The organism is Clostridium sp. AF35-15 (genome assembly GCF_003477745.1).
Classification (GTDB): domain Bacteria; phylum Bacillota; class Clostridia; order Lachnospirales; family Lachnospiraceae; genus Otoolea; species Otoolea fessa.
This window is the reverse complement of the sequence record NZ_QUDY01000012.1, coordinates 70,715-91,939: the sequence shown is the minus strand read 5'-3', so window position 1 is coordinate 91,939 and position 21,225 is coordinate 70,715. Positions and strand designations below refer to the sequence as shown.

The window sequence follows — 21,225 nt, the reverse complement described above, 5'->3', positions numbered from 1 at the left end:
CTGGATGTAAGGGGATTACCCATAAGTATATTGTAGTAGTGATGAGTTAGGTGTGCCAATTATTTTAATAGATACAGAACAAGTGTTTGCCTTGCAAAGAGATGCATGGTATAATATAAATGTAAATATAGTGTATTACCTACGAAAGAAAAATTACTTTCGCAGGAAGAAGAAATGCGTATTTTTTACAGTATCATTTTGCACAGTGTGCGAAATATCGAAAACAGAAAGCAGGGACCTTTATGCAGATTGTATCCAGCTATGGAGTAGAAATTAAAAAAAAGAATATACCGCTCCGCTCTACGCTGGATATTTTTCGGAAAGCAGTTTCCTATCTGATTCCGGTGTATGCAGAGATCTGGGAAGAACTTTCAGAAATCAAAAATCTACAAAAACGCTTTAATGAGGCGGAACATCTGGTACATGAGACAAAAAAGAATCATGCCAGATTTCCGTTTGACCGTCATTTTCCTAAGATGCCATCTTATCTGAGAAGAGCGGCGATTCAACACGCACTTGGAGCCGTGTCCTCCTATCAATCACGCCTTAGTTTGTGGGAAAAGGGAGAACTGAGGGGGAAACCGAAGCTGGTCTGTGAGAATCATGCGATGCCGGTATTCTATCGGGATGTCATGTATAGGGAAGCAGAACCGGGAGAAGATACGGCTTATTTAAAGCTATTTGATGGGCGTGAGTGGAAGTGGTTTCAGGTGAAATTACTTCATACCGATATGGAATATCTTCGAAAAAAGTGGAGCGGGAAAGAGGCATCTGCCCCAACTTTGGAAAGGAAACATCATAAATATTTCCTTCGGTTTTCATACACAGAGGAAGTAACCTTATCGAAAACAGCTGTAAAAGAGCAGGTGATATGCAGTGTTGATTTGGGAATCAATACGGATGCAGTCTGCAGCATCATGCGGGCAGATGGCACTATCCTGGGACGTAAATTTATAAATTTCCCCAGTGATAAAGACCATTTGTATCATGTACTTGGCAGAATCCGCCGTTTTCAGAGAGAACATTCCTCCAGACAGGTTCAAAGCCGATGGGGTTATGCAAAAAGGCTGAATATGGAACTGTCCCGCAAAATAGCTACGGAGATCACGAAATATGCCGTAGAATATCAGGCAGATGTAATTGTTTTTGAGTATCTGGAAATGCAGGGAAAAATATCCGGAAAAAAGAAGCAAAAACTTCATTTATGGAGAAAGCGGGATATTCAGAAGCTATGTGAACATCAGGCACATCGGAACAGGATTCGTGTGTCCAGAGTTAGTGCCCGGAACACCAGCAGGCTGGCCTGTGACGGAAGTGGAGCGGTAGTAAGAAATCCGGAGAACCATAGCCTATGTATCTTCCAGACAGGAAAGCAGTATAACTGTGATTTGTCAGCAACTTATAATATCGGGGCGAGATATTTTATACGGGAACTTTTAAAACCCTTGCCGGAAACGGAAAGGTCTTCACTGGAGGCAAAAGTACCTGCAGTGAAGCGTAGAACCTCCTGCGTTTATGCAGATTTGAGAAAGCTTTATGTAGAAGTAAATAACTTAAAAGCGGCATAAATACAGGCAGATATACAGCGGACTACCTGTAATGTGGAAACCAGCCGTATCCGGCGTGGAAAAAGTGCGTATCCGCACGAATTCTAAGTTACTGGCGTATCCGCCGATATTTAGTCTTGCCGTTTAAAACGGCCGAGAAGCATGTGACTTTAGCCATGTGAGGTTCACCCAACGGCAGATCAATTTTGTTCATAAGATTATTAATCATATGGAGCAGAATGGGTATATGGAGAATGTGGCTGTTTTGCAGAAGCCTCCGTTTGATAAGCCAATTAGTTTTTTAAAGTTGTTTGATGTGAGAACGAGAACAGCGCTTATGAAAGCGATTAATGATGTCCGGGAGAATGCGGTTACAGTGGCGGGATGATGAAAAAATGACAGGAGACTGCGGAGGCAGTCAGTATAGAAGAATGAAAGAAGCGAACGACTGCGTATTGTGTTAGAAATAGACAGTCGTTTGCTTTTTGAACGTTATTTTTTCTTTTTAAAATATCGCAGTGCCACCGCATACCCATAGAGCACCGCCGGTATAACGATCGTGCAGAACAGCGATGCCAGCAGCAGATTTTCTGCCAGTGGACTGTCCATCAGGGCGAAGATGATGGAAGAGACGTAGAGGGTGATTAGGATAACAGCACCCGTCAGCGCCAAAATGCGTTTTGATTTCATATATGGTATCCTTTCTAATTTTATAACTCTATAAAAAAGAGTGATTGGAATTTGTAATCATTTTTATATTGTTTCAAAGGCAGATTGGATATTGCTGTCTTTGATGAACTGTCTTTTATTTTATTATTATAAAGGATGTAAGAATTTTTTTCTATACTTTTCATTTGCGGTGCGGTAAAATAAGAAGAGATGTGGCAACTGTTCACAGTTTTTTGCTTAATTATGAACAAGAAAGGGGAGGCACACGATGAATTGGAAGAAAAAATTTATGTGGGCAGCATCCTTTTTAGTATCCCTGTTTGTTTGTGGGACAGCGCTGGCGGCAGGTAACGATGCGTCTGCGGACACCCCGGCGCAGGGCAAGGAAGAAAATCAAGTTTACAGGTTCGGCACCGAAAATAATGCCAATGATATAACAGAGACAGAGGCATCGGCGACAGAAAGTGGCGCGGCTGGTTTTGAAAATAAAGAAATGTATCTGTATGAGGGCGAGTGGGTCGGAGACGGCGAGGACTGGCAGTACCGCCTGACGGATGGCAGCTTTTTGAAAGCGTCCTGGCTGAAATCGAATGGTCACTGGTATTATCTGGGAAAAAGCAGCTATATGCAGCGGGGACTCCGGAAAATCGGCACAAACCGTTATTATTTCGCCGAGAGCGGCGCGATGATGACTGGCTGGATTTATGAGGAAGAGACGGATCAGTGGTATCATGCAAACGAGGATGGGGCACTGACGACCGGCTGGTATCAGGCAGGAAATGCCTGGTATTGGTTTGATTCCAAATGTGTTATGTTCAGCGGCGGAAACCGGATGGTAAACGGGCATAAATATTATTTCTTTGACAATGGTCAGATGGCGGCGGATCAGTACGTGGAACTCAACTACTACGATGCAAATGGACTGCGCGACCGGACGCATGATGTGCGTTTGATGGGAAAACGGCGTCCGTCGGACAGTGAAAAAGAACAGATTACGAAAGAACTGGCAGGCGTGCCAAGAGAGTGGATCAAACGATTTGCAGAATCAGGCTGGGAGCTGATGTACTACACAGACAAGGCATACTTCTCAGCGCCGAAAACAGAGCAGGGTATCTATTTTGTCAATTATGATACAGATGTGCATTACAAGAAAATCAAATTTTCTAAACCGCAGGGGCTTGCGATGGCATTCGGCGAGTTCGCTGCGTCGGAACTAAGCGACGAAGAAACCTCACGTGCCCTGACGGATTTCGAGCGATATCTGGCTGGCAGTGGACTGGTGCAGCCGCTTCCATCCTACTTTGACGATAAGTCGGAGATGCAGTTCGGCAGCTTTTTCGCCGCCTGCTGTGACGAAGATGTCCGAGCTGACATCCGAAAAAACAGTCCGGAATTATACAAATATGTCGTAAAGTTAGGATTCTGGCAGGAAGGACAAAAACCAGACGAAGCCGAAGGGGTCGAGATGAACTCTGATCCGGAATTTGCCGGAAATGGAGCCGGACCGGCTGGGGATGAATCTTTAAAGGCTAAGAGTGGTCCGGCATCGGAAGTGCCGTAAGAAAACGTGGTGGCAGCAGGAATTTGCCGTATGTAAATGCAAAGCCGCGGCAAATTCCGTTACTGGGCACGTATGCGTGAACAGTAACCACTACTCTGCCAATTCCTCCCACTTCTCATACAATCCCTCTAACTTTGCATTCAGTTCTTCCTTCTCTTTATTCAGTTTCATCAAACGCGGAACATCGGAAAAGACAGTCTCATCGCAGAGAAGCGCATCGATCTCCTGATCGCGGGTTTCAAGAGTGTGGATTTCTTCCTCGACGCGTTTCAATTCATTCTGTTTCTTACGAAGCCGCGTCTGTTCTTCCTTCTGCTGTTTCCAGTCCAATTTGCCGGAGGAAGCGCTGGCTGCCGCTTGAACTGCAGCGGTCACGGCAGAAGCGGACGAAGCAGCAGAGGTACCAGTGCCATTTCCGGAAAGAGCAGTCGGATTTGCGCCTGCCGCAGCGGTCAGATGGCTGGAAGTCCCTGTGTTTCCGGCTCCGGAAGATTTTGCAGAGCGGTTGGCTGCCTGTGCGGCGGAAGCCAGATAGGCTTTCTCCTGCGTCTCCTTCTTTTCCAGATAATAATCGTAGTTTCCAATATAATTAATCAGTGTTCCCATCGTCAGATCGAGAATCCGGGTCGCAGTTTTGTTGATGAAATATCGGTCATGGGAGACGTAGAGAACGGTTCCGGTATAATGAACCAGCGCGTTTTCCAGAATCTCCTTCGAGGCGATATCCAGATGGTTGGTCGGCTCATCGAGGATCAGGAAGTTCGCCTCCGAGAGCATCAGCTTCGCCAGGGAAACACGTCCGCGTTCGCCGCCGCTCAGATCGCGGATGCGCTTAAAGACATCGTCGCCGGTGAAGAGAAATGCCGCCAGCACATTTCGGATCTGCGTGTTGTTCATATCCGGGTAGGTGTCCTGTAGCTCGTCAAAGAGCGTCTTGTCCATGTGCAGAACCTGGTGTTCCTGATCGTAGTAACCGATATGCACCTTGGAACCTAACCGGATCTCGCCGTTGTCCGGGGTCAGAAGACCGTTGATCATCTTGAGAATTGTGGTCTTGCCGGTTCCGTTGTTGCCGATGATGGCGATGCGCTCGCCGCGTTTTACCTCAAAGTTCAGATCCGTGAAGAGTGTCATGCCGTCGAAACTCTTGGCAAGCTCACGGACGGAGAGAACGTCATTTCCGCTGGTAACGCACGGTTCCAGCGTAATATGCATCGCGTCGTTGATTTCGGTCGGTTTTTCCAGAAGATCCATCTTGGAAAGCATTTTTTCACGGCTCTCGGCACGCTTGATGGATTTCTCACGGTTAAAGGATTTGAGTTTGGTGATAACCTCCTCCTGATGGCGGATCTCCTGCTGTTGGTTTAGGTAAGCCTTGAGCACACCGGCGCGGATGATCGCTTTTTTCTCGCTGTAGGCGGTGTAATTGCCCTGGAAAGAGGTGGCGATGCCGCCGTCCAGCTCGACGATCTTGGTCACGACGCGGTCCAGAAAATAGCGGTCGTGGGCGACGATGATGACCGTCCCGGCGTAGTTCATCAGATAGGTTTCCAGCCACGCGATGGATTCCATGTCGAGGTGGTTGGTCGGCTCGTCCAAAAGGATGATATCCGGTTTGGAGAGCAGGAGCTTACCGAGGGAGACGCGCGTTTTCTGACCGCCTGAAAGTTCGGAAACCGGTTTGGAAAATTCTTCCTCGACAAAGCCGAGTCCCTTTAAGACACCGGTGATCTCGCTCTGCCATGCGTAGCCGTTTAAAAGTTCAAATTCATGGTTTAAGCGGCTGTAAGTGTTGAGCATCGTTTCGAGCTTTTCGCCCTCGGCGTGCTTCATCTGGAGTTCCAGCGTGCGGATCTGCTGTTCCATTTCCAGAATCGGACGTTTGACCTCCAGAAGAGAGTCATAAATGGTGGTCTGGCTATGCAGATCCTGGTGCTGTGCCAGGTAACCGAGGGTTTTGCCCTTGGCGATGGTCACGGAGCCCTCGTCTGCTGCGAGTTCTCCGACAATTATTTTTAAAAGAGTCGATTTACCGGCTCCGTTGATGCCGACGATGGCGGCTTTTTCGTGATCTTCTACATGAAACGATACGTGTTTGAGGATTTCCTCCGTACCGAATGCTTTTGAAATATTGCTGCAAGATAAAATCATAGATTCCTCCTGTGGTTGTATCCATGTATTTCGGTTAAAAAATATACCGTCAATCTTAAATTATAATATAAATAAAGAAGCAATGCAAGAATGAGAACGGTTAATGGCTGTTTCTGGTCAGAAAATTTTGCAAAATACAATGTAAAATCCCTCATATAAAATAAAAAAAATTGACAATTATTTATCATATGACTATAATAAATTTATCAGATTGTCCGAAGGTTTGCGTAAACCATATGGACAACGTTATAGGAAAGAAAGGTGGAAGAAAGCCGTGGAACAGAAAGAGATATCTAAAGCGGTCATTTCTAGGCTACCCAGATACTATCGTTACTTGGGCGAATTGCTCGAGGAGGGAGTAGAGAGAATCTCATCGAATGATTTGAGTATCCGCATGAAGGTGACAGCGTCCCAGATTCGTCAGGATCTGAACAATTTCGGCGGATTTGGTCAGCAGGGATATGGTTATAATGTAAAGTATTTATATTCGGAGATTGCCCGGATTCTGGGAATTGACCGTCAGCATAACCTGATTATTATCGGTGCGGGAAATCTGGGTCAGGCGATCGCGAATTATACAAATTTTGAGCGGCGTGGTTTTTTAATCAAAGGCATGTTTGATGTGAATCCGCGTCTGGTCGGTCTGGTAGTCCGAGGAGTGGAGATCCGTGGTATTGAAGATTTGGAGCAGTTTATCAAGGACAATGAAGTGCAGATCGCAGCGCTGACGATTCCGAAGTCGAAAGCACCGGAGATTGCGGATCGGCTTGTCAAAGCCGGAATCAAGGCGATCTGGAATTTTGCCCATACAGATTTACAGGTTCCAGATGACGTTGTGGTGGAAAATGTCCATCTGTCGGAGAGCCTGATGCGCCTTTCTTACCGCGTATGCAGTATGCAGGATCAGAAAGCGAGAGAAGAAGCGCAGAGAAAGCAGGAAGAGGCAGCTGGTGCTGGAGAAATAAAATGATCGTCGGAATTGGTACGGATCTGATAGAGATAGAGCGAATCAAAAAAGCCTGTGAAAAAGAGGCTTTTTTGGTGCGTGTATATACAGAAGAAGAGCGTCGGCAGGCTGGGGGAAATGCGTCCCGGCTCGCCGGCGATTTTGCGGTAAAAGAGGCAGTCTCGAAGGTGTTTGGAACAGGCTTTAGGGGCTTTGGACTGCTGGATGTAGAAGTGCTCCGGGACGAGTTTGGAAAACCGTGGGTGCAGCTTCACGGGGGAGCGAAGAAACTTGCGGACAGCCTGAAAATCACCCGGATTCACGTGTCGATCACGAATACAGGCAGTCTGGCATCTGCTTACGCAGTCGGAGAGGGGGAATGGAAATGAGACGTCTGGTGACAGGAAAACAGATGAAAGAGATAGATGGATATGCAATCCGGAAAGTGGGTATTCCCTCTCTGGTACTGATGGAGCGAGCGGCGCTGGCGGTTGCAGACGAGATGGAAAAACGGTATGGGAAGCTTTCAGGGCAGAGGCTTCTGGTATTTTGCGGAACGGGCAATAACGGTGCGGACGGCGCGGCGCTGGCTAGGATTCTCTTTCTGCGCGGCGCGCTTCCGACGGTGCTCACGGTCGGTGACAAGGCACACTGGACGGGGGAGATGACCTGTCAGGTGGCGATTGACCGGAATCTGGGGATCCCGGTGGAGGCGTTTGAAAATTATGTGCCGGGGCATGTGGAGATCATGGTGGATGCGATCTTTGGCGTGGGTCTTTCCAGAGAGGTCGGCGGTGAATTTGCCGAGGCGATCCGTTTTATGCGTGAGCAGGAGCCAAAGGCGGTAGTTGCGGTTGATATTCCGTCCGGCGTCAGCTCAGAGACAGGGGCGGCGCTTGGCGAGGCAGCTGAGGCGGATCTGACCGTTACTTTCGGCTATGAGAAGCTGGGAATGGTGTTCTATCCGGGACGGAAGCTGTGCGGCGAGATTGTGATTGCCGACATCGGGTTTCCGGCGTATACAAAATATGAAGGGCATACCTATTTTGCCTATGATCCGGAGGATCGGAGCCAGATCCCGAAACGGCGGGCAGACGCCAACAAGGGAACGTATGGAAAAATCCTGATCGCAGCCGGTTCGGAGGGAATGTGCGGCGCAGCGTATTTGAGCGCCCTGGCTGCGTACCGGATGGGCGCAGGACTTGTGAAGATCCTGACCGTCCGGGCAAATGTGCCGATTCTGCAAAATCTCCTTCCGGAGGCGATCCTGACGCCGTATGATCCGGAACAGGCACAGACGGATCCGGCAGGTTTTAAGAGCCTGGTGGAACAGGAGTGCGGCTGGGCGAGCGCGATCGTGCTGGGACCGGGACTGGGAAAGGAAGCCCATGTCGCAAGTCTGGTGCAGAACGTGCTGCTTTCCGCCTATGTGCCGATCATTGTGGATGCGGATGGATTAAATGCTGTCGCACAGCATCCGCATTTGTCCGGGTATTTTACGGAAAATGTGATCGTTACTCCACATCTGGGGGAGATGGCGCGTCTGACGGGACGCTCGATTGAGGATCTGAAACGGGATCTGGTCGAGTCAGCGGTGCGGTATGGCGAAGAAAAAGGCGTGACCTGCGTGCTCAAGGATGCCGTGACGGTGACGGCGGGGCGCGATGGCAATGTGTATATCGGCGACAGCGGCTGCGCCGCGATGGCAAAGGGCGGTTCCGGCGATGTGCTGACCGGTGTGATTGCCGGGCTTCTGGCGCTGGGATTTTCAGAGGATGAAGCGGCGGCGCTCGGCGTGTTCCTGCACGGAAGAGCTGGGGCGGCAGCTGCCTGTAAAAAGGGAGAGCATTCCGTGCTGGCAAGAGATATCGCGGACTGTCTGCTTGAAAAGATAGATTGAAAATAAAAAGGAAGACAAAAAGATGGAAAAAGCATATACAATGGCAGAAGAACCATATACCCGGATTTATGCGCGGATTGACCTGGATGCGATTGTGAAAAATATGGAGGCGATGCGCGAAAATCTTCCGGCAAAAACGAAGATGATCGGCGTGGTTAAGACGGATGGTTACGGTCACGGGGCTGTCCCGGTGGCGAAGACGATCGCGTCGTTTGTCTGGGGCTATGCGGTGGCAACCTTGGAGGAAGGACAGAACCTGCGCCGCCACGGCATTGACAAACCGATTCTGGTGCTTGGTAGCACGCACCCGCGCCATTTTGCGGAATTGATTGAGGGCGATATCCGTCCAGCGATCTTTGAGGAAGACAAGGCAGAGCTGCTCTCAAAACTTGCGGTTTCGATGGGAAAGACGGCGAAAATGCATATTGCGCTCGATACCGGCATGGGACGAATCGGATTTCACCCGGATGAAAATAGCCTGGAAGAGATAAAGCGGATTGCAAAGCTTCCGGGCATTGAGATCGAGGGAATGTTTACACATTTTGCGCGTGCTGACGAGGCGGATAAGGCATTTACCCATTTACAGTATGAGCGGTACCAGAAATTCCATGAAGGTCTGGAAGCTGCAGGTGTTCATATTCCGATGTGCCACTGTGCGAACAGCGCGGCGATCATGGAACTGCCGCGGATGGGACTGGATGCGGCGAGAGCCGGTATCACGGTATACGGTCTGTATCCGTCGGATGAGGTAGAGCGGAACATGAAGATTTACCCGGCGATGGAGATCCGCAGCTTTATTACCTATGTTAAGGAAGTGGAGCCGGGCACGCCGATCAGCTACGGCGGAACCTTTGTGACGGACCGTCCGATGCGGATCGCGACGATTGGCGCCGGATACGGCGATGGCTATCCGAGAAATCTCTCTGGAAAGGGTTATGTCCTGATTCATGGACACCGCGCACCGATTCTGGGACGCGTCTGCATGGATCAGTGCATGATCGATGTGACCGATATCCCGGAGGCTGCTGAGGACACGCGGGTAACGCTGGTCGGACGCGACGGGGACGACGAGATCACGATGGAAGAGCTGGCGGAATGGAGTGGCGGTTTCCACTATGAGATCCCATGCGTGCTTGGAAAACGTGTGCCGCGCGTGTACGTGAGAGGTGGAAAGATCGTCGGGAAAAAGGATTATAATGATGATCGGTATGAGGATTTTATGGAGTAAAGCCGGTGTTTGAACCATTTAGAAAAAGGATTCATAAGATAAAGTAGATAGCTTCGGCAAAGCCGGGAACCTGGACTGCCGGATGCATTTGTGGGACGACCCGCGTATAGGCGGTGTAAATCTGTCCATACTAACGGTATAAACGGACTGTGGAGCTGTGAAAGTACAAAGCAGTTATTTATATCTTAAAATAGTTTGGACGGAGTGTGAATCGAGTGGTTATCAGACGAGGAGATATTTATTACGCAGATTTAAGACCGGTCATCGGCTCAGAGCAGGGCGGCGTCCGCCCGGTGCTGGTCATCCAGAATGATATCGGCAACAAGCACAGCCCGACCGTGATCTGCGCGGCGATCACATCAAAGATGAACAAAGCCAAGCTGCCGACGCATGTGGAATTAAACACGCGCCGCTGTGCGATGGTGAGGGATTCGGTTATTTTACTGGAACAACTCCGCACGATCGATAAGCAGCGGCTGAAAGAGAAAATCTGTCATATCGACGGGGCGCTTTTACAGGAAGTGGACCGTGCGCTGAAGGTCAGTCTGGAACTGGATACATAAAATCAGCCGCGAACCCCTTGTCAAGCATACAGAATGGTGTTAAAATAGTTAAGATGCAGCTTTTTAGTGCCGAAATCGGCGTGATATAAAAGCTGATGAGCGAAAAGATACAACAAAGAAGATAGAAAGAGGAGTGTTATTTTATGTCAGGACATTCAAAGTTCGCCAATATTAAGCACAAAAAAGAGAGAAACGACGCAGCAAAGGGAAAAATCTTTACCGTTATCGGTCGTGAGATTGCCGTAGCTGTTAAGGAAGGTGGTTCGGATCCGGCAAACAACAGCCGTCTGCGTGATGTGATTGCAAAAGCAAAAGCGAACAATATGCCGAACGATACCATCGATCGTGGTATCAAGAAAGCAGCCGGAGATGCAAACTCTGTCAATTACGAGAATCTTACATATGAGGGATATGGTCCGAATGGCGTCGCTATCATCGTAGATACCCTGACCGACAACAAGAACCGTACCGCAGCGAATGTCCGCAGCGCATTTACCAAGGGCGGCGGAAACGTAGGTACTCCGGGCAGCGTGTCTTTCATGTTTGATAAAAAAGGTCAGATCATCATCGACAAAGAAGAGTGCGAGATGGATCCGGATGAGCTGATGATGCTTGCACTGGATGCAGGAGCTGAGGATTTCTCCGAGGAGGAGGACAGCTACGAAGTGATCACCGCACCGGAAGATTTCTCTGCAGTCCGCGAGGCGCTGGAGAAGGCTGGCGTTCCGATGATGGAAGCAGACGTTACCATGATTCCGCAGAACTGGGTAGAGCTTACCGATGAGGAATCCATCAAAAAGATGCAGAGAATCCTGGATCTTCTGGATGAGGATGATGACGTACAGGCTACTTACCATAACTGGGATGAGTAATTAATATCATATTTGATATAGATTTAAAAAAATAAAGATACGATTCATATAAAAACTGTCGCTGGAATACAATGGCGGGCTGGACTTTTCAAAGAAGAGGGCTGGCAGCCGGATGTATTTGGCGGCAGTTTTTGTGTAATAGGAATTTCCTTGGAGACACATTCGTTTTTATTTTGCAAATTTTATGGAAGCGTTAAAGAAAAAAATACCATGTCCGGCAGCAATAAACTTGCCTGAACATGGTATTTACTCGTATTTTATCTACTAGTTGCTTGTATAATGATAGCTGTCTAACAGCTGTGCCTTCATATGCCACAGCTCGTTGGAGAGATCCACATGAATCTCATGCGGGTTTACCAGACGGCGGGACTCATCCCACAGCGTCTCCTGTTCTTTCTTGCAGTATTCGCGGATGTCCATAACCTTTGGAGACTCGTAAACGCATTCGCCGTTTTTGAAGATTGGAACGAGAAGTTCGCGCATAGTGTAGGTGCCCGGCGCGAGGTGTGTCTTTTTCCATGTCTCGATCGGATCGAAGAGCAGAAGGGAATTCTTCTCATCGAACTCTTCATCCACGAGACAGATCAGATCTGCGATAATCTTGCCAGTCTCCTTGTCATAGATTCGCTGGATGGTCTTGTTGCCCGGATTGGTAACCTTTTCTGTATTTTCCGAAAGCTTGATCTTCGGGATAAATTTGCCTGTGTGACGGTCCATGATGGCAGCCAGCTTATAAACGCCGCCGAAGGAAGGACAGTCCTTGGAGGTAATGAGGTTTGTGCCGACACCCCAGGACGTGATGGCAGCGCCCTGAATCTTCAGGCTGTCGATCAGGTATTCATCCAGATCGTTGGAGGCGGAGATGACTGCATCCGGGAATCCGGCGTCATCCAGCATCTTGCGGGCTTTCTTGGAAATATATGCAAGGTCGCCGCTGTCGAGGCGGATGCCGTAGAAAGTCAGCGGGATACCGGCGTCGCGCATCTCCTGGAAGACGCGGATCGCGTTCGGAACACCGGAACCCAGGGTATCATAGGTATCGGCTAACAGGATGCAGGCACTCGGATAGAGCTTTGCATAAGCGCGGAATGCAGTCAGCTCATCTGGAAAACTCATGATCCAGCTGTGTGCGTGGGTTCCCTTGACCGGAACGTCAAACAGTTTTCCGGCCAGTACATTGGAAGTGCCGATACAGCCGGCGATCATGGCAGCGCGGGCGCCATAGGTACCGGCGTCAGCACCCTGCGCGCGGCGAAGCCCGAACTCCATGATTCCGTCCCCGCGTGCGGCGAAGACGATACGGGAGGTTTTGGTCGCGATCAGGCTCTGGTGGTTGATGATGTTTAAGATGGCAGTCTCAACCAGCTGTGCTTCCATGATCGGCGCGATGACCTTGACGAGAGGCTCACGCGGGAAGACAACGGTGCCTTCCGGGATTGCGTAAATGTCACCCGAAAATTTGAAATTGTGAAGATATTCGAGGAAATCTTCATCAAAAATGCCGAGTCCGCGTAAGTATTCGATGTCGGCATCATCGAAGTGAAGATTTTTCACATAGTCAATGACCTGCTCTAAGCCGGCGCAGATGGAAAACGCATTTCCATCTGGGTTTGTGCGGTAGAACGCATCAAAAATGACGGTTTCGTTGGCATCTTTCTCCCGGAAATAGCCCTGCATCATCGTCAGTTCATACAGGTCGGTCAATAGGGTAAGGTTTCTTGGCTCCATAATATTCTCCTTTGTTGCGAAAGACGGCTGCGGGCACGCCCTTCTTTTTATATATAGTATACTTCATTGTTTATATTTGCAATGAATGTCTGTGTCTGTTTTTTAAAGTAAATACAGACATATTTTATATACTATACCATAAAATCAGGGGAATGGCAAAATAATGATAATTTTATAACATGTGAATCATATCCGAAACATTCCTTGACAACCATCTGGAAAAAAGATACAATGTCCATGTTAGTGATTTGATTACTAATTATGATAGGAAAAGCAATGATGGAGACAGTAGCGCCGCACGGAAAGCGGGAGCGAGGCAGGGACGGTGAGAGCCTGCTGTGAGTAAGGCGGATGCGAAGATCACTCCGGAGCTTCGGGCTGAACCATTTTTGGAAGTCTGAGCGCCGTTTCTGACAGCGCCCGGAAGGAAAATTCAGTAAGTACCGACGGTTTCCTCCGTTATAGGGAGCGCATATAAAGGTATGCAGTAATAGGTGGTTAAAAGCAAGTGGGCCCTTGTCCTGTTACAGGATGGGTCCATTTTTATTTCATATTTTTAGGAGGAATTTATCATGTACAACAAAGTTCCGGCAAACATGAATTTCGTGGAACGTGAAAAGAACATTGAGAAGTTCTGGGAAGATGAGCAGATTTTTAAGAAGAGTATCGACAGCCGTAAGCAGGGACCGACCTATACATTCTATGACGGACCGCCTACCGCAAACGGCAAGCCGCACATCGGACACGTGCTGACCCGTGTTATCAAGGATATGATTCCGAGATACCGCGCGATGAAGGGCTACATGGTTCCGAGAAAGGCTGGATGGGATACCCACGGTCTTCCGGTTGAGCTGGAAGTAGAGAAGATGCTGGGACTGGACGGCAAGGAGCAGATTGAGCAGTATGGTCTGGAACCGTTCATCGAGCACTGTAAAGAGAGTGTCTGGAAATACAAAGGAATGTGGGAAAGATTCTCCAACACCGTTGGTTTCTGGGCAGACATGGAGCATCCGTATGTTACCTACCACAACAGCTTCATTGAGTCTGAGTGGTGGGCATTAAAAGAAATCTGGAACAAGGGACTTCTTTATAAGGGCTTCAAGATCGTACCGTACTGCCCGCGCTGCGGCACCCCGCTGTCCAGCCATGAGGTGGCACAGGGATATAAGGACGTCAAAGAGCGTTCTGCGATTGCTAAATTCCCGGTAAAGGGCGAAGATGCATACATTCTTGCATGGACGACCACCCCGTGGACACTTCCGTCCAACGTGGCGCTCTGTGTAAATCCGGACGAGACATATGTAAAGGTAAAAATGAAAGAGGATGGCACGGTTTATTATATGGCGCAGGCGCTGTGTGATACCGTTCTGGGCGAGGGCACTTACGATGTTCTGGAAACCTTTGTCGGAAAAGATCTGGAATATAAAGAGTATGAGCCATTATTTGACTATGCCGTAGCAACCTGTGAAAAACAGCATAAGAAAGCATTCTACATTGTCTGCGATAATTATGTAACACTGACCGATGGTACCGGTGTCGTACACATTGCGCCGGCATTTGGTGAGGATGACTCCAAGGTCGGCAGAAAATATGACCTTCCGTTCGTACAGTTGGTAGACGGCAAGGGCGAGATGACGAAGGAGACTCCGTGGGCTGGTATGTTCTGCAAGAAAGCCGATCCGGAGGTTCTGAAAGCATTAAGAGAAAGCGGACTTCTGTTCTCTGCACCGGTATTTGAGCATAGCTACCCGCACTGCTGGCGCTGCGATACACCACTTATCTACTATGCACGTGAATCCTGGTTCATCAAGATGACCGCAGTCAAGGATGACCTGATCCGCAACAACAACACGATCAACTGGATTCCGGAGAGCATCGGTAAAGGGCGTTTCGGCGACTGGCTGGAGAATGTCCAGGACTGGGGCGTGAGCCGTAACCGTTACTGGGGTACTCCATTAAATATCTGGGAGTGCGAGTGCGGCTGCCAGCACGCGATCGGAAGCCAGGCAGAATTAAAATCTATGAGCCCGAACTACACGGACGTTGTGAAAAAATATGCAAAAGAGATGGATCAGGAGGCAAATGGAGAGGTTGAGCTTCACCGCCCATTCATCGATGATGTGACGATCACCTGCCCGAAGTGCGGCAAACAGATGCACCGTGTACCGGAGGTTATCGACTGCTGGTTTGATTCCGGTTCCATGCCATTTGCACAGCATCATTATCCATTTGAAAATAAAGAACTGTTTGAGCAGCAGTTCCCGGCAGATTTCATCTCCGAGGCGGTTGATCAGACGCGTGGATGGTTCTACTCCCTGTTAGCTATCTCGACCCTGATCTTTAACAAGGCGCCGTACAAGAATGTTATCGTTCTGGGGCATGTCCAGGATGAGAACGGACAGAAGATGAGTAAGTCCAAGGGCAACGCGGTTGACCCGTTCGATGCACTGCAGACTTACGGCGCTGATGCGATCCGCTGGTATTTCTACATTAACAGTGCACCGTGGCTGCCGAACCGTTTCCACGGAAAAGCCGTTATCGAGGGACAGAGACGTTTCATGGGTACTCTCTGGAATACCTATGCATTCTTTGTACTCTATGCGAATATTGATAATTTTGACGCAACCAAATATACGCTGGAATACGATAAACTTCCGGTTATGGACAAATGGCTGCTGTCTAAGTTAAACAGCCTCATCAAAGAGGTAGACGACGATCTGGGCAACTACCGAATTCCGGAGGCTGCAAGAGCGCTCCAGGATTTCGTCGATGATATGAGTAACTGGTATGTCAGAAGAAGCCGTGAGCGTTTCTGGGCGAAGGGCATGGAGCAGGATAAGATCAATGCGTACATGACACTCTACACCGCACTGGTAACTGTAGCGAAGGTAGCGGCTCCGATGATTCCGTTCATGACCGAAGACATTTACCAGAATCTGGTTCGCAGTCTGGATAAAGAGGCACCGGAGAGCATCCATCTGTGCGACTTCCCGGTTGCAAATGAGGCGCACATCGACAAGGATCTGGAAGCGAAAATGGAAGAAGTCCTGAAGGTTGTCGTTCTGGGCCGTGCAGCAAGAAATACTGCTAACATCAAGAACCGTCAGCCGATCGGACGTATGTTCGTGAAGGCAGAGACCGCTCTGCCGGAGTTCTATCAGGAAATCATCCAGGATGAGCTGAATGTGAAGAAGGTAGAGTTCACGGATGATGTCCGCGCATTTACCTCCTACAGCTTCAAGCCGCAGCTTCGTACCGTTGGACGCAAGTATGGCAAGTATGTAAACGAGATCAAAGAGATTCTTGCAGGTCTGGACGGAAATCAGGCGATGGATACCTTAAATGAAACCGACCTTTTAAGCTTTGAGACGCAGGACGGTACAAAGGTAGAGCTGGCAAAAGAAGATCTTCTGATTGACATGGCACAGGTACCGGGCTTTGTATCTGAGGGTGACAATTTCGTTACCGTTGTTCTGGACACCAATCTGACACCGGAACTCATCGAAGAGGGCTTTGTCCGCGAGATCATCAGTAAGATTCAGACGATGCGTAAGGAAGCCGGTTTTGAGGTAATGAACCATATCAACGTCTTCCAGGACGGAAATGATAAACTTGCAGAAATTTTAAAGAAGCATACAGAGGAAATCAAGAAAGAGGTTCTGGCTGATAATATCCTGATTGGCACCATGAGCGGATACACAAAAGAGTGGGATATCAATGGCGAAAAAGGTATGTTTGGTGTTGAGAAAACGACTGACTGATGTGCCTGGCGGGAAACCGTGATACTACGAATATTAGGAGGACAGGATGCGCGAGATCAGCAAAGAAGAGTTTAAAAAGAGTATTATCGAAAATGTAAAGAACCAGTACCGCAGAACGATCGACGAGGCGACACCGCAGCAGATATTCCAGGCTGTGTCCTATGCGATCAAGGATGTGATTATCGACGACTGGATTGCAACCCAGAAGCAGTTTGACGAGACAGGCGCAAAGAAGGTATATTACCTTTCTATGGAGTTTCTGATGGGACGTGCGCTTGGTAACAATATCATCAACTTGGGTGCGAAAAAAGCAGTGAAGGAAGCACTGGAAGAGCTTGGTTTTGACCTCAATGCGATTGAGGATCAGGAGCCGGATCCGGCACTTGGAAACGGCGGTCTGGGGCGTCTGGCAGCATGTTTTCTGGATTCCCTGGCAACTCTTGGTTATCCGGCTTACGGCTGCGGCATCCGTTACCACTACGGTATGTTTAAGCAGAAAATCAAGGACGGCTACCAGGTGGAGGTGCCGGATGAGTGGCTGAAAAACGGTTATCCGTTCGAGCTTCGCCGCCCGGAGTATGCGACCGAGGTTAAATTTGGCGGTTATGTCAAGACCGAGTGGGACGGTGAGCGCAACCATTTTGTACAGGAAGGTTATCAGTCTGTTCTGGCAGTTCCGTATGATATGCCGATTGTCGGCTACGGCAACAACGTAGTCAACACCCTGCGTATCTGGGATGCACAGCCGATCGACACGTTCAGCCTTTCTGCATTTGACAAGGGTGATTACCAGAAGGCGGTCGAGCAGGAGAATCTGGCGAAGAACCTGGTTGAGGTCCTTTATCCGAACGACAACCACTATGCGGGTAAAGAGCTGCGTCTTAAACAGCAGTATTTCTTCATTTCTGCCAGCTTACAGGTTGCTCTGAAGAAATTCAAAGAGACCAACGATGATATTCACAAACTGCCGGAGAAGATCGTATTCCAGATGAACGATACGCATCCGACCGTGGCAGTTGCTGAGCTGATGCGCCTGCTCCTGGATCAGGAAGGCTTAAACTGGGATGAGGCGTGGGGTATCACAACAAAATGTTGTGCATACACCAACCACACTATCATGGCAGAGGCGCTGGAAAAATGGCCGATCGAGCTGTTCTCCCGCCTGCTTCCGCGTGTATACCAGATTGTGGAAGAGATCAACCGCCGTTTTCTGATCGAGGTACAGAATAAGTACCCGAATAACTATGAGAAAGTTAAAAAGATGGCGATCATCTTTGACGGTCAGGTTAAGATGGCGCATCTGGCGATCGTAGCCGGATATTCCGTCAACGGTGTGGCAAAACTTCACACCGAGATTCTGAAAAATCAGGAGCTGAAAGATTTCTACGAGATGATGCCGGAGAAATTTAACAATAAGACAAACGGTATCACCCAGCGTCGTTTCCTGCTGCATGGCAATCCGCTTCTGGCAGACTGGATCACGGAGCAGATTGGCGACGAGTGGATTACCGATCTTCCGCACCTGGCAAAATTAAAAGTATACGTCGATGATCCGAAATTCCAGCAGGAATTTATGAACATCAAGTATCAGAATAAACTGCGCCTGGCAAAATACATCAAGGAGCACAACGGCATCGACATTGATCCGCGTTCCATTTTCGATGTACAGGTAAAACGTCTCCATGAGTACAAGAGACAGCTTTTAAATATCCTTCATGTAATGTACCTGTATAACCAGCTCAAAGACAATCCAAACATGGATATGGTTCCGAGAACCTTTATCTTTGGTGCGAAAGCAGCGGCAGGTTACCAGATTGCCAAGAAGACGATCAAACTGATTAACTCCGTAGCAGATGTTATCAACAATGATAAATCCATCAATGGTAAGCTGAAAGTTGTGTTTATCGAAGATTACCGCGTTTCCAACGCAGAATTGATTTTTGCGGCAGCGGATGTCAGCGAGCAGATTTCCACCGCCAGCAAGGAGGCGTCCGGTACCGGCAACATGAAGTTCATGCTGAACGGTGCGCTGACGCTGGGCACGATGGATGGTGCGAACGTGGAGATCGTCGAGGAGGTAGGCAAGGAGAACGCATTTATCTTCGGTCTGAGCGCTGACGAGGTTATCAATTATGAGAACAACGGCGGTTACAATCCGGAGGAGATCTTCAACACCGACCAGGATATCCGTCGCGTGCTGATGCAGCTCATCAACGGCTACTATTCACCGCAGGATCCGGAGCTGTTCCGCGATATTTACAATTCTCTGTTAAATACAAAGAACAGTGCCAAGGCAGATACCTACTTCATCCTGAAAGATTTCCGTTCCTATGCGGAAGCACAGAAACGCGTCGAGGCAGCTTACCGTGACGAGAACTGGTGGGCGAGAGCAGCCATGCTCAACACAGCAAGCGCTGGTAAATTCTCCTCTGACCGTACCATCGAGGAGTATGTGCGCGACATCTGGCATCTGGAGAAGATCCATGTGGACGATGATGATGTAAAGGCACTGTAAAAGGAGTAAAAAGAGGGAGGACACACTATGAGAGGATACAGAAAAAGACCGGGGACACAAGGATTTTCGGTTCCTCTTGTGGGTGCTTCCCTCTTTTTTATCATTTCGCTGTTTTTGTTTGCTTCTTATAAAAACAGCGCCTATCAGCAGGCGAAAAAGGAAATCTATTCGCTTTATACGGCGAACCGGGCGTTTGATCTGGATGAGGTGTATCAGGACGGTCTGACGGCGATCTACGCGAAAGAGTATGGAAAGACGGCAACCGAGGCTGGATGCGAGGCGCTGGAGCAGACGGGGCTTCCGTATGTTCTTTTATTATCGCAGTTTTCCGCACCGGTGGAACGCGTGTATGTGACGAACTGTCAGCTGAGCGAGACGGGGCGGGAGAAGAAGGCGCGGACGTATGACTACACGGTTTCGGTGCGTTTCTGCCTGGAAAAAGGCGATGAGGTGCTGGCACCGGAGAAGACGATGGACTTTCATGGAACTGTGGTGATGAAGAAAAAGGGATGGTTCCGCTGGCTGCTGGATGGTGTGACGCTGGGGGAGTAAAAGAATGATAGAGGGGAAACTGGAAGAGACTGCAAAGGGCGGCGGAGGAAAAGCCGGAGCGTAGACTTGTGATATTTTTTGAGTGCCTGTCATAAGATAAGGAAGGCAGAGAAAAGAAGCTGGTTTGTAAGGCATTGAAACCATAAGTTTACTGGTATGGCAAAACAGAAAATGCGTGAAACCGTACTGGAACAGTCAAAACAGGAGAACCGAAATGAAGAAGAGAACTGCCGCCGTACTGGCGGCTTTTTTGATCCCATATATCACAACACTGGCAGTTTCCGGGCGTGTGCAGGGGGCGGATGGAGGAAAAATCGGTGGAAATTCAGATAGAACATCTGGAGGGGGAAGTCAGACGGATGGTCGGCAGATCCTTCTGGATCGGGAGGATGGCGTCCGCAACAACGGAACCGGGTATGCTGTCCCACTGGAAGAATATCTGATCGGTCTGACTGCAGTGCAGATTCCGGACGGCTATCCGAAGGAGGCAGTCAAGGCGCAGGCAATTCTGGCGCGGACGGCGCTGTACCGGGAGATGGACGGGGCAGATTCGATCGAGGAATCGGCGTTAGATATGGATTATCTGGAGCCGGAGCAGATCGAGAGCCGGTTTGAGGCGGCTGGAATGCCGGAATATTACCAGACGATCTGTGGGGCGGTGCGGGAGAGCGCAGGACAGACGGCGATCTGGGATGGGAATTATATTGAGCCGCTGTTTCATGCAGTGAGCGCGGGGCGGACGCGCGAAGGGGATGAGGCGCATCCGTATCTGGCGTCGGTTGCGGCAAAGGAGGATGAGGGCGCTGGCGGCTACCTGACGCGGCAGGGCATGACACGGGAAGAACTGAAAAAACGTCTGGAAGAAGGACTGAATGCATTGGGAGAACACCCGGATCTGGAAAATTTGGAAGAAGAGCGGATTCTGGAGGAAATTCAGATCGTGAAACGGGACAGCGCCGGTTATGTGGAAACCGTGCAGATTGGGGCGGAGACGTACAGCGGGGACGCGGTGCGCTATGCGTTAGGCGTGCCGTCGCCAGCTTTTTCCCTCGAGGAAGACGGGGATGAAATCCGCTGTGTTACTTATGGGCGCGGGCATGGTTACGGGTTGTCGCAGTACGGGGCGGGACTCATGGCGGAGAATGGGAGCAGCGCGGAAGAAATTTTAAAGCATTATTTTAAAAATATTCAAATCGTTTCTGAATAAAACGATTCACTTCGGCAAGACTAAT

General features: G+C 49.2%; 16 protein-coding genes. 13 read left to right on the top strand and 3 right to left on the bottom strand.

Going from position 1 to position 21,225, the window contains the following annotated elements; genetic code table 11:
* The first annotated feature begins 242 nt into the window (after positions 1-242).
* Both DWZ76_RS12920 and DWZ76_RS12915 read left to right on the top strand, forming a co-directional pair.
* Complete coding sequence (locus tag DWZ76_RS12920; RefSeq protein WP_117795185.1) at positions 243-1,568, top strand: IS200/IS605 family accessory protein TnpB-related protein; 1,326 nt, start codon at positions 243-245, stop codon at positions 1,566-1,568.
* 157 nt (positions 1,569-1,725) lie between these two features.
* Positions 1,726-1,935 carry a type I restriction-modification enzyme R subunit C-terminal domain-containing protein gene (locus DWZ76_RS12915; RefSeq protein ID WP_267895288.1) on the top strand — a complete coding sequence of 70 codons (210 nt, stop codon included), beginning with the start codon at positions 1,726-1,728 and terminating at the stop codon, positions 1,933-1,935.
* Positions 1,936-2,039: 104 nt separating this feature from the next.
* Here the strand turns inward: DWZ76_RS12915 and DWZ76_RS12910 are convergent, their stop codons facing one another.
* The gene (locus tag DWZ76_RS12910) at positions 2,040-2,237 is read right to left on the bottom strand and encodes a hypothetical protein (RefSeq protein WP_106999694.1); all 198 of its coding nucleotides are present in this window, start codon (positions 2,235-2,237) and stop codon (positions 2,040-2,042) included.
* Positions 2,238-2,484: 247 nt separating this feature from the next.
* Between DWZ76_RS12910 and DWZ76_RS12905 the strand changes: the two genes are divergently transcribed.
* The gene (locus tag DWZ76_RS12905; RefSeq protein WP_118472921.1) at positions 2,485-3,777 is read left to right on the top strand and encodes an N-acetylmuramoyl-L-alanine amidase family protein; all 1,293 of its coding nucleotides are present in this window, start codon (positions 2,485-2,487) and stop codon (positions 3,775-3,777) included.
* A gap of 90 nt (positions 3,778-3,867) precedes the next feature.
* Here the strand turns inward: DWZ76_RS12905 and DWZ76_RS12900 are convergent, their stop codons facing one another.
* Positions 3,868-5,928, bottom strand: coding sequence for an ABC-F family ATP-binding cassette domain-containing protein (locus DWZ76_RS12900; protein ID WP_118472920.1), 2,061 nt, complete (start codon positions 5,926-5,928; stop codon positions 3,868-3,870).
* Positions 5,929-6,202: 274 nt separating this feature from the next.
* Between DWZ76_RS12900 and DWZ76_RS12895 the strand changes: the two genes are divergently transcribed.
* The 6 genes from DWZ76_RS12895 to DWZ76_RS12870 all read left to right on the top strand — a co-directional run bounded on the left by DWZ76_RS12895 (position 6,203) and on the right by DWZ76_RS12870 (position 11,437).
* Positions 6,203-6,898, top strand: a complete 696-nt coding sequence (locus DWZ76_RS12895) for a redox-sensing transcriptional repressor Rex (protein ID WP_106999697.1) — start codon at positions 6,203-6,205, stop codon at positions 6,896-6,898.
* A complete protein-coding gene (gene acpS / locus DWZ76_RS12890) occupies positions 6,895-7,263 on the top strand; it encodes a holo-ACP synthase (protein WP_118472919.1) in 369 nt (122 codons plus the stop codon). Before DWZ76_RS12895 ends, acpS begins: the two co-directional genes overlap by 4 nt.
* Entirely contained in the window at positions 7,254-8,774 is a 1,521-nt protein-coding gene (locus DWZ76_RS12885) for an NAD(P)H-hydrate dehydratase (protein WP_333489864.1), read from the top strand. Before acpS ends, DWZ76_RS12885 begins: the two co-directional genes overlap by 10 nt.
* 22 nt (positions 8,775-8,796) lie before the next feature.
* Positions 8,797-10,002: an alanine racemase gene (gene alr, locus DWZ76_RS12880; RefSeq protein WP_243017843.1), complete on the top strand. Its 1,206-nt coding sequence runs from the start codon at positions 8,797-8,799 to the stop codon at positions 10,000-10,002.
* Between the two features lie 215 nt (positions 10,003-10,217).
* A complete protein-coding gene (locus DWZ76_RS12875; RefSeq protein ID WP_022360133.1) occupies positions 10,218-10,565 on the top strand; it encodes a type II toxin-antitoxin system PemK/MazF family toxin in 348 nt (115 codons plus the stop codon).
* 143 nt (positions 10,566-10,708) lie between these two features.
* Positions 10,709-11,437 (top strand): YebC/PmpR family DNA-binding transcriptional regulator, encoded by a 729-nt coding sequence (locus DWZ76_RS12870; protein ID WP_022360132.1) that lies wholly within the window; start codon positions 10,709-10,711, stop codon positions 11,435-11,437.
* A gap of 264 nt (positions 11,438-11,701) precedes the next feature.
* On the opposite strand, the gene DWZ76_RS12865 is transcribed toward DWZ76_RS12870, so the two are convergent.
* Positions 11,702-13,165: a nicotinate phosphoribosyltransferase gene (locus DWZ76_RS12865; protein WP_106999701.1), complete on the bottom strand. Its 1,464-nt coding sequence runs from the start codon at positions 13,163-13,165 to the stop codon at positions 11,702-11,704.
* 572 nt (positions 13,166-13,737) lie between these two features.
* On the opposite strand from DWZ76_RS12865, the gene ileS reads away from it, so the two are divergent.
* The 4 genes from ileS (at position 13,738) to DWZ76_RS12845 (ending at position 21,200) form a co-directional block, all read left to right on the top strand.
* A complete protein-coding gene (ileS, locus tag DWZ76_RS12860; RefSeq protein ID WP_118472917.1) occupies positions 13,738-16,926 on the top strand; it encodes an isoleucine--tRNA ligase in 3,189 nt (1,062 codons plus the stop codon).
* Positions 16,927-16,972: 46 nt separating this feature from the next.
* Entirely contained in the window at positions 16,973-19,441 is a 2,469-nt protein-coding gene (locus DWZ76_RS12855) for a glycogen/starch/alpha-glucan phosphorylase (protein WP_118472916.1), read from the top strand.
* Between the two features lie 27 nt (positions 19,442-19,468).
* On the top strand, positions 19,469-19,993 hold the full coding sequence (locus tag DWZ76_RS12850; RefSeq protein ID WP_118472915.1) for a hypothetical protein: 525 nt from the start codon (positions 19,469-19,471) through the stop codon (positions 19,991-19,993).
* A 214-nt stretch (positions 19,994-20,207) separates the two neighbouring features.
* Positions 20,208-21,200, top strand: a complete 993-nt coding sequence (locus tag DWZ76_RS12845) for a SpoIID/LytB domain-containing protein (protein WP_118472914.1) — start codon at positions 20,208-20,210, stop codon at positions 21,198-21,200.
* Positions 21,201-21,225: the final 25 nt, after the last annotated feature.

Coding starts and splice junctions, on each gene's coding strand:
- DWZ76_RS12920 (WP_117795185.1), top strand. CDS start 243: ATGCAGATTGTATCCAGCTATGGAGTAGAAATTAAAAAAAAGAATATA.
- DWZ76_RS12910 (WP_106999694.1), bottom strand. CDS start 2,237: ATGAAATCAAAACGCATTTTGGCGCTGACGGGTGCTGTTATCCTAATC.
- DWZ76_RS12905 (WP_118472921.1), top strand. CDS start 2,485: ATGAATTGGAAGAAAAAATTTATGTGGGCAGCATCCTTTTTAGTATCC.
- DWZ76_RS12900 (WP_118472920.1), bottom strand. CDS start 5,928: ATGATTTTATCTTGCAGCAATATTTCAAAAGCATTCGGTACGGAGGAA.
- acpS (WP_118472919.1), top strand. CDS start 6,895: ATGATCGTCGGAATTGGTACGGATCTGATAGAGATAGAGCGAATCAAA.
- DWZ76_RS12885 (WP_333489864.1), top strand. CDS start 7,254: ATGGAAATGAGACGTCTGGTGACAGGAAAACAGATGAAAGAGATAGAT.
- alr (WP_243017843.1), top strand. CDS start 8,797: ATGGAAAAAGCATATACAATGGCAGAAGAACCATATACCCGGATTTAT.
- DWZ76_RS12870 (WP_022360132.1), top strand. CDS start 10,709: ATGTCAGGACATTCAAAGTTCGCCAATATTAAGCACAAAAAAGAGAGA.
- DWZ76_RS12865 (WP_106999701.1), bottom strand. CDS start 13,165: ATGGAGCCAAGAAACCTTACCCTATTGACCGACCTGTATGAACTGACG.
- ileS (WP_118472917.1), top strand. CDS start 13,738: ATGTACAACAAAGTTCCGGCAAACATGAATTTCGTGGAACGTGAAAAG.
- DWZ76_RS12855 (WP_118472916.1), top strand. CDS start 16,973: ATGCGCGAGATCAGCAAAGAAGAGTTTAAAAAGAGTATTATCGAAAAT.
- DWZ76_RS12850 (WP_118472915.1), top strand. CDS start 19,469: ATGAGAGGATACAGAAAAAGACCGGGGACACAAGGATTTTCGGTTCCT.
- DWZ76_RS12845 (WP_118472914.1), top strand. CDS start 20,208: ATGAAGAAGAGAACTGCCGCCGTACTGGCGGCTTTTTTGATCCCATAT.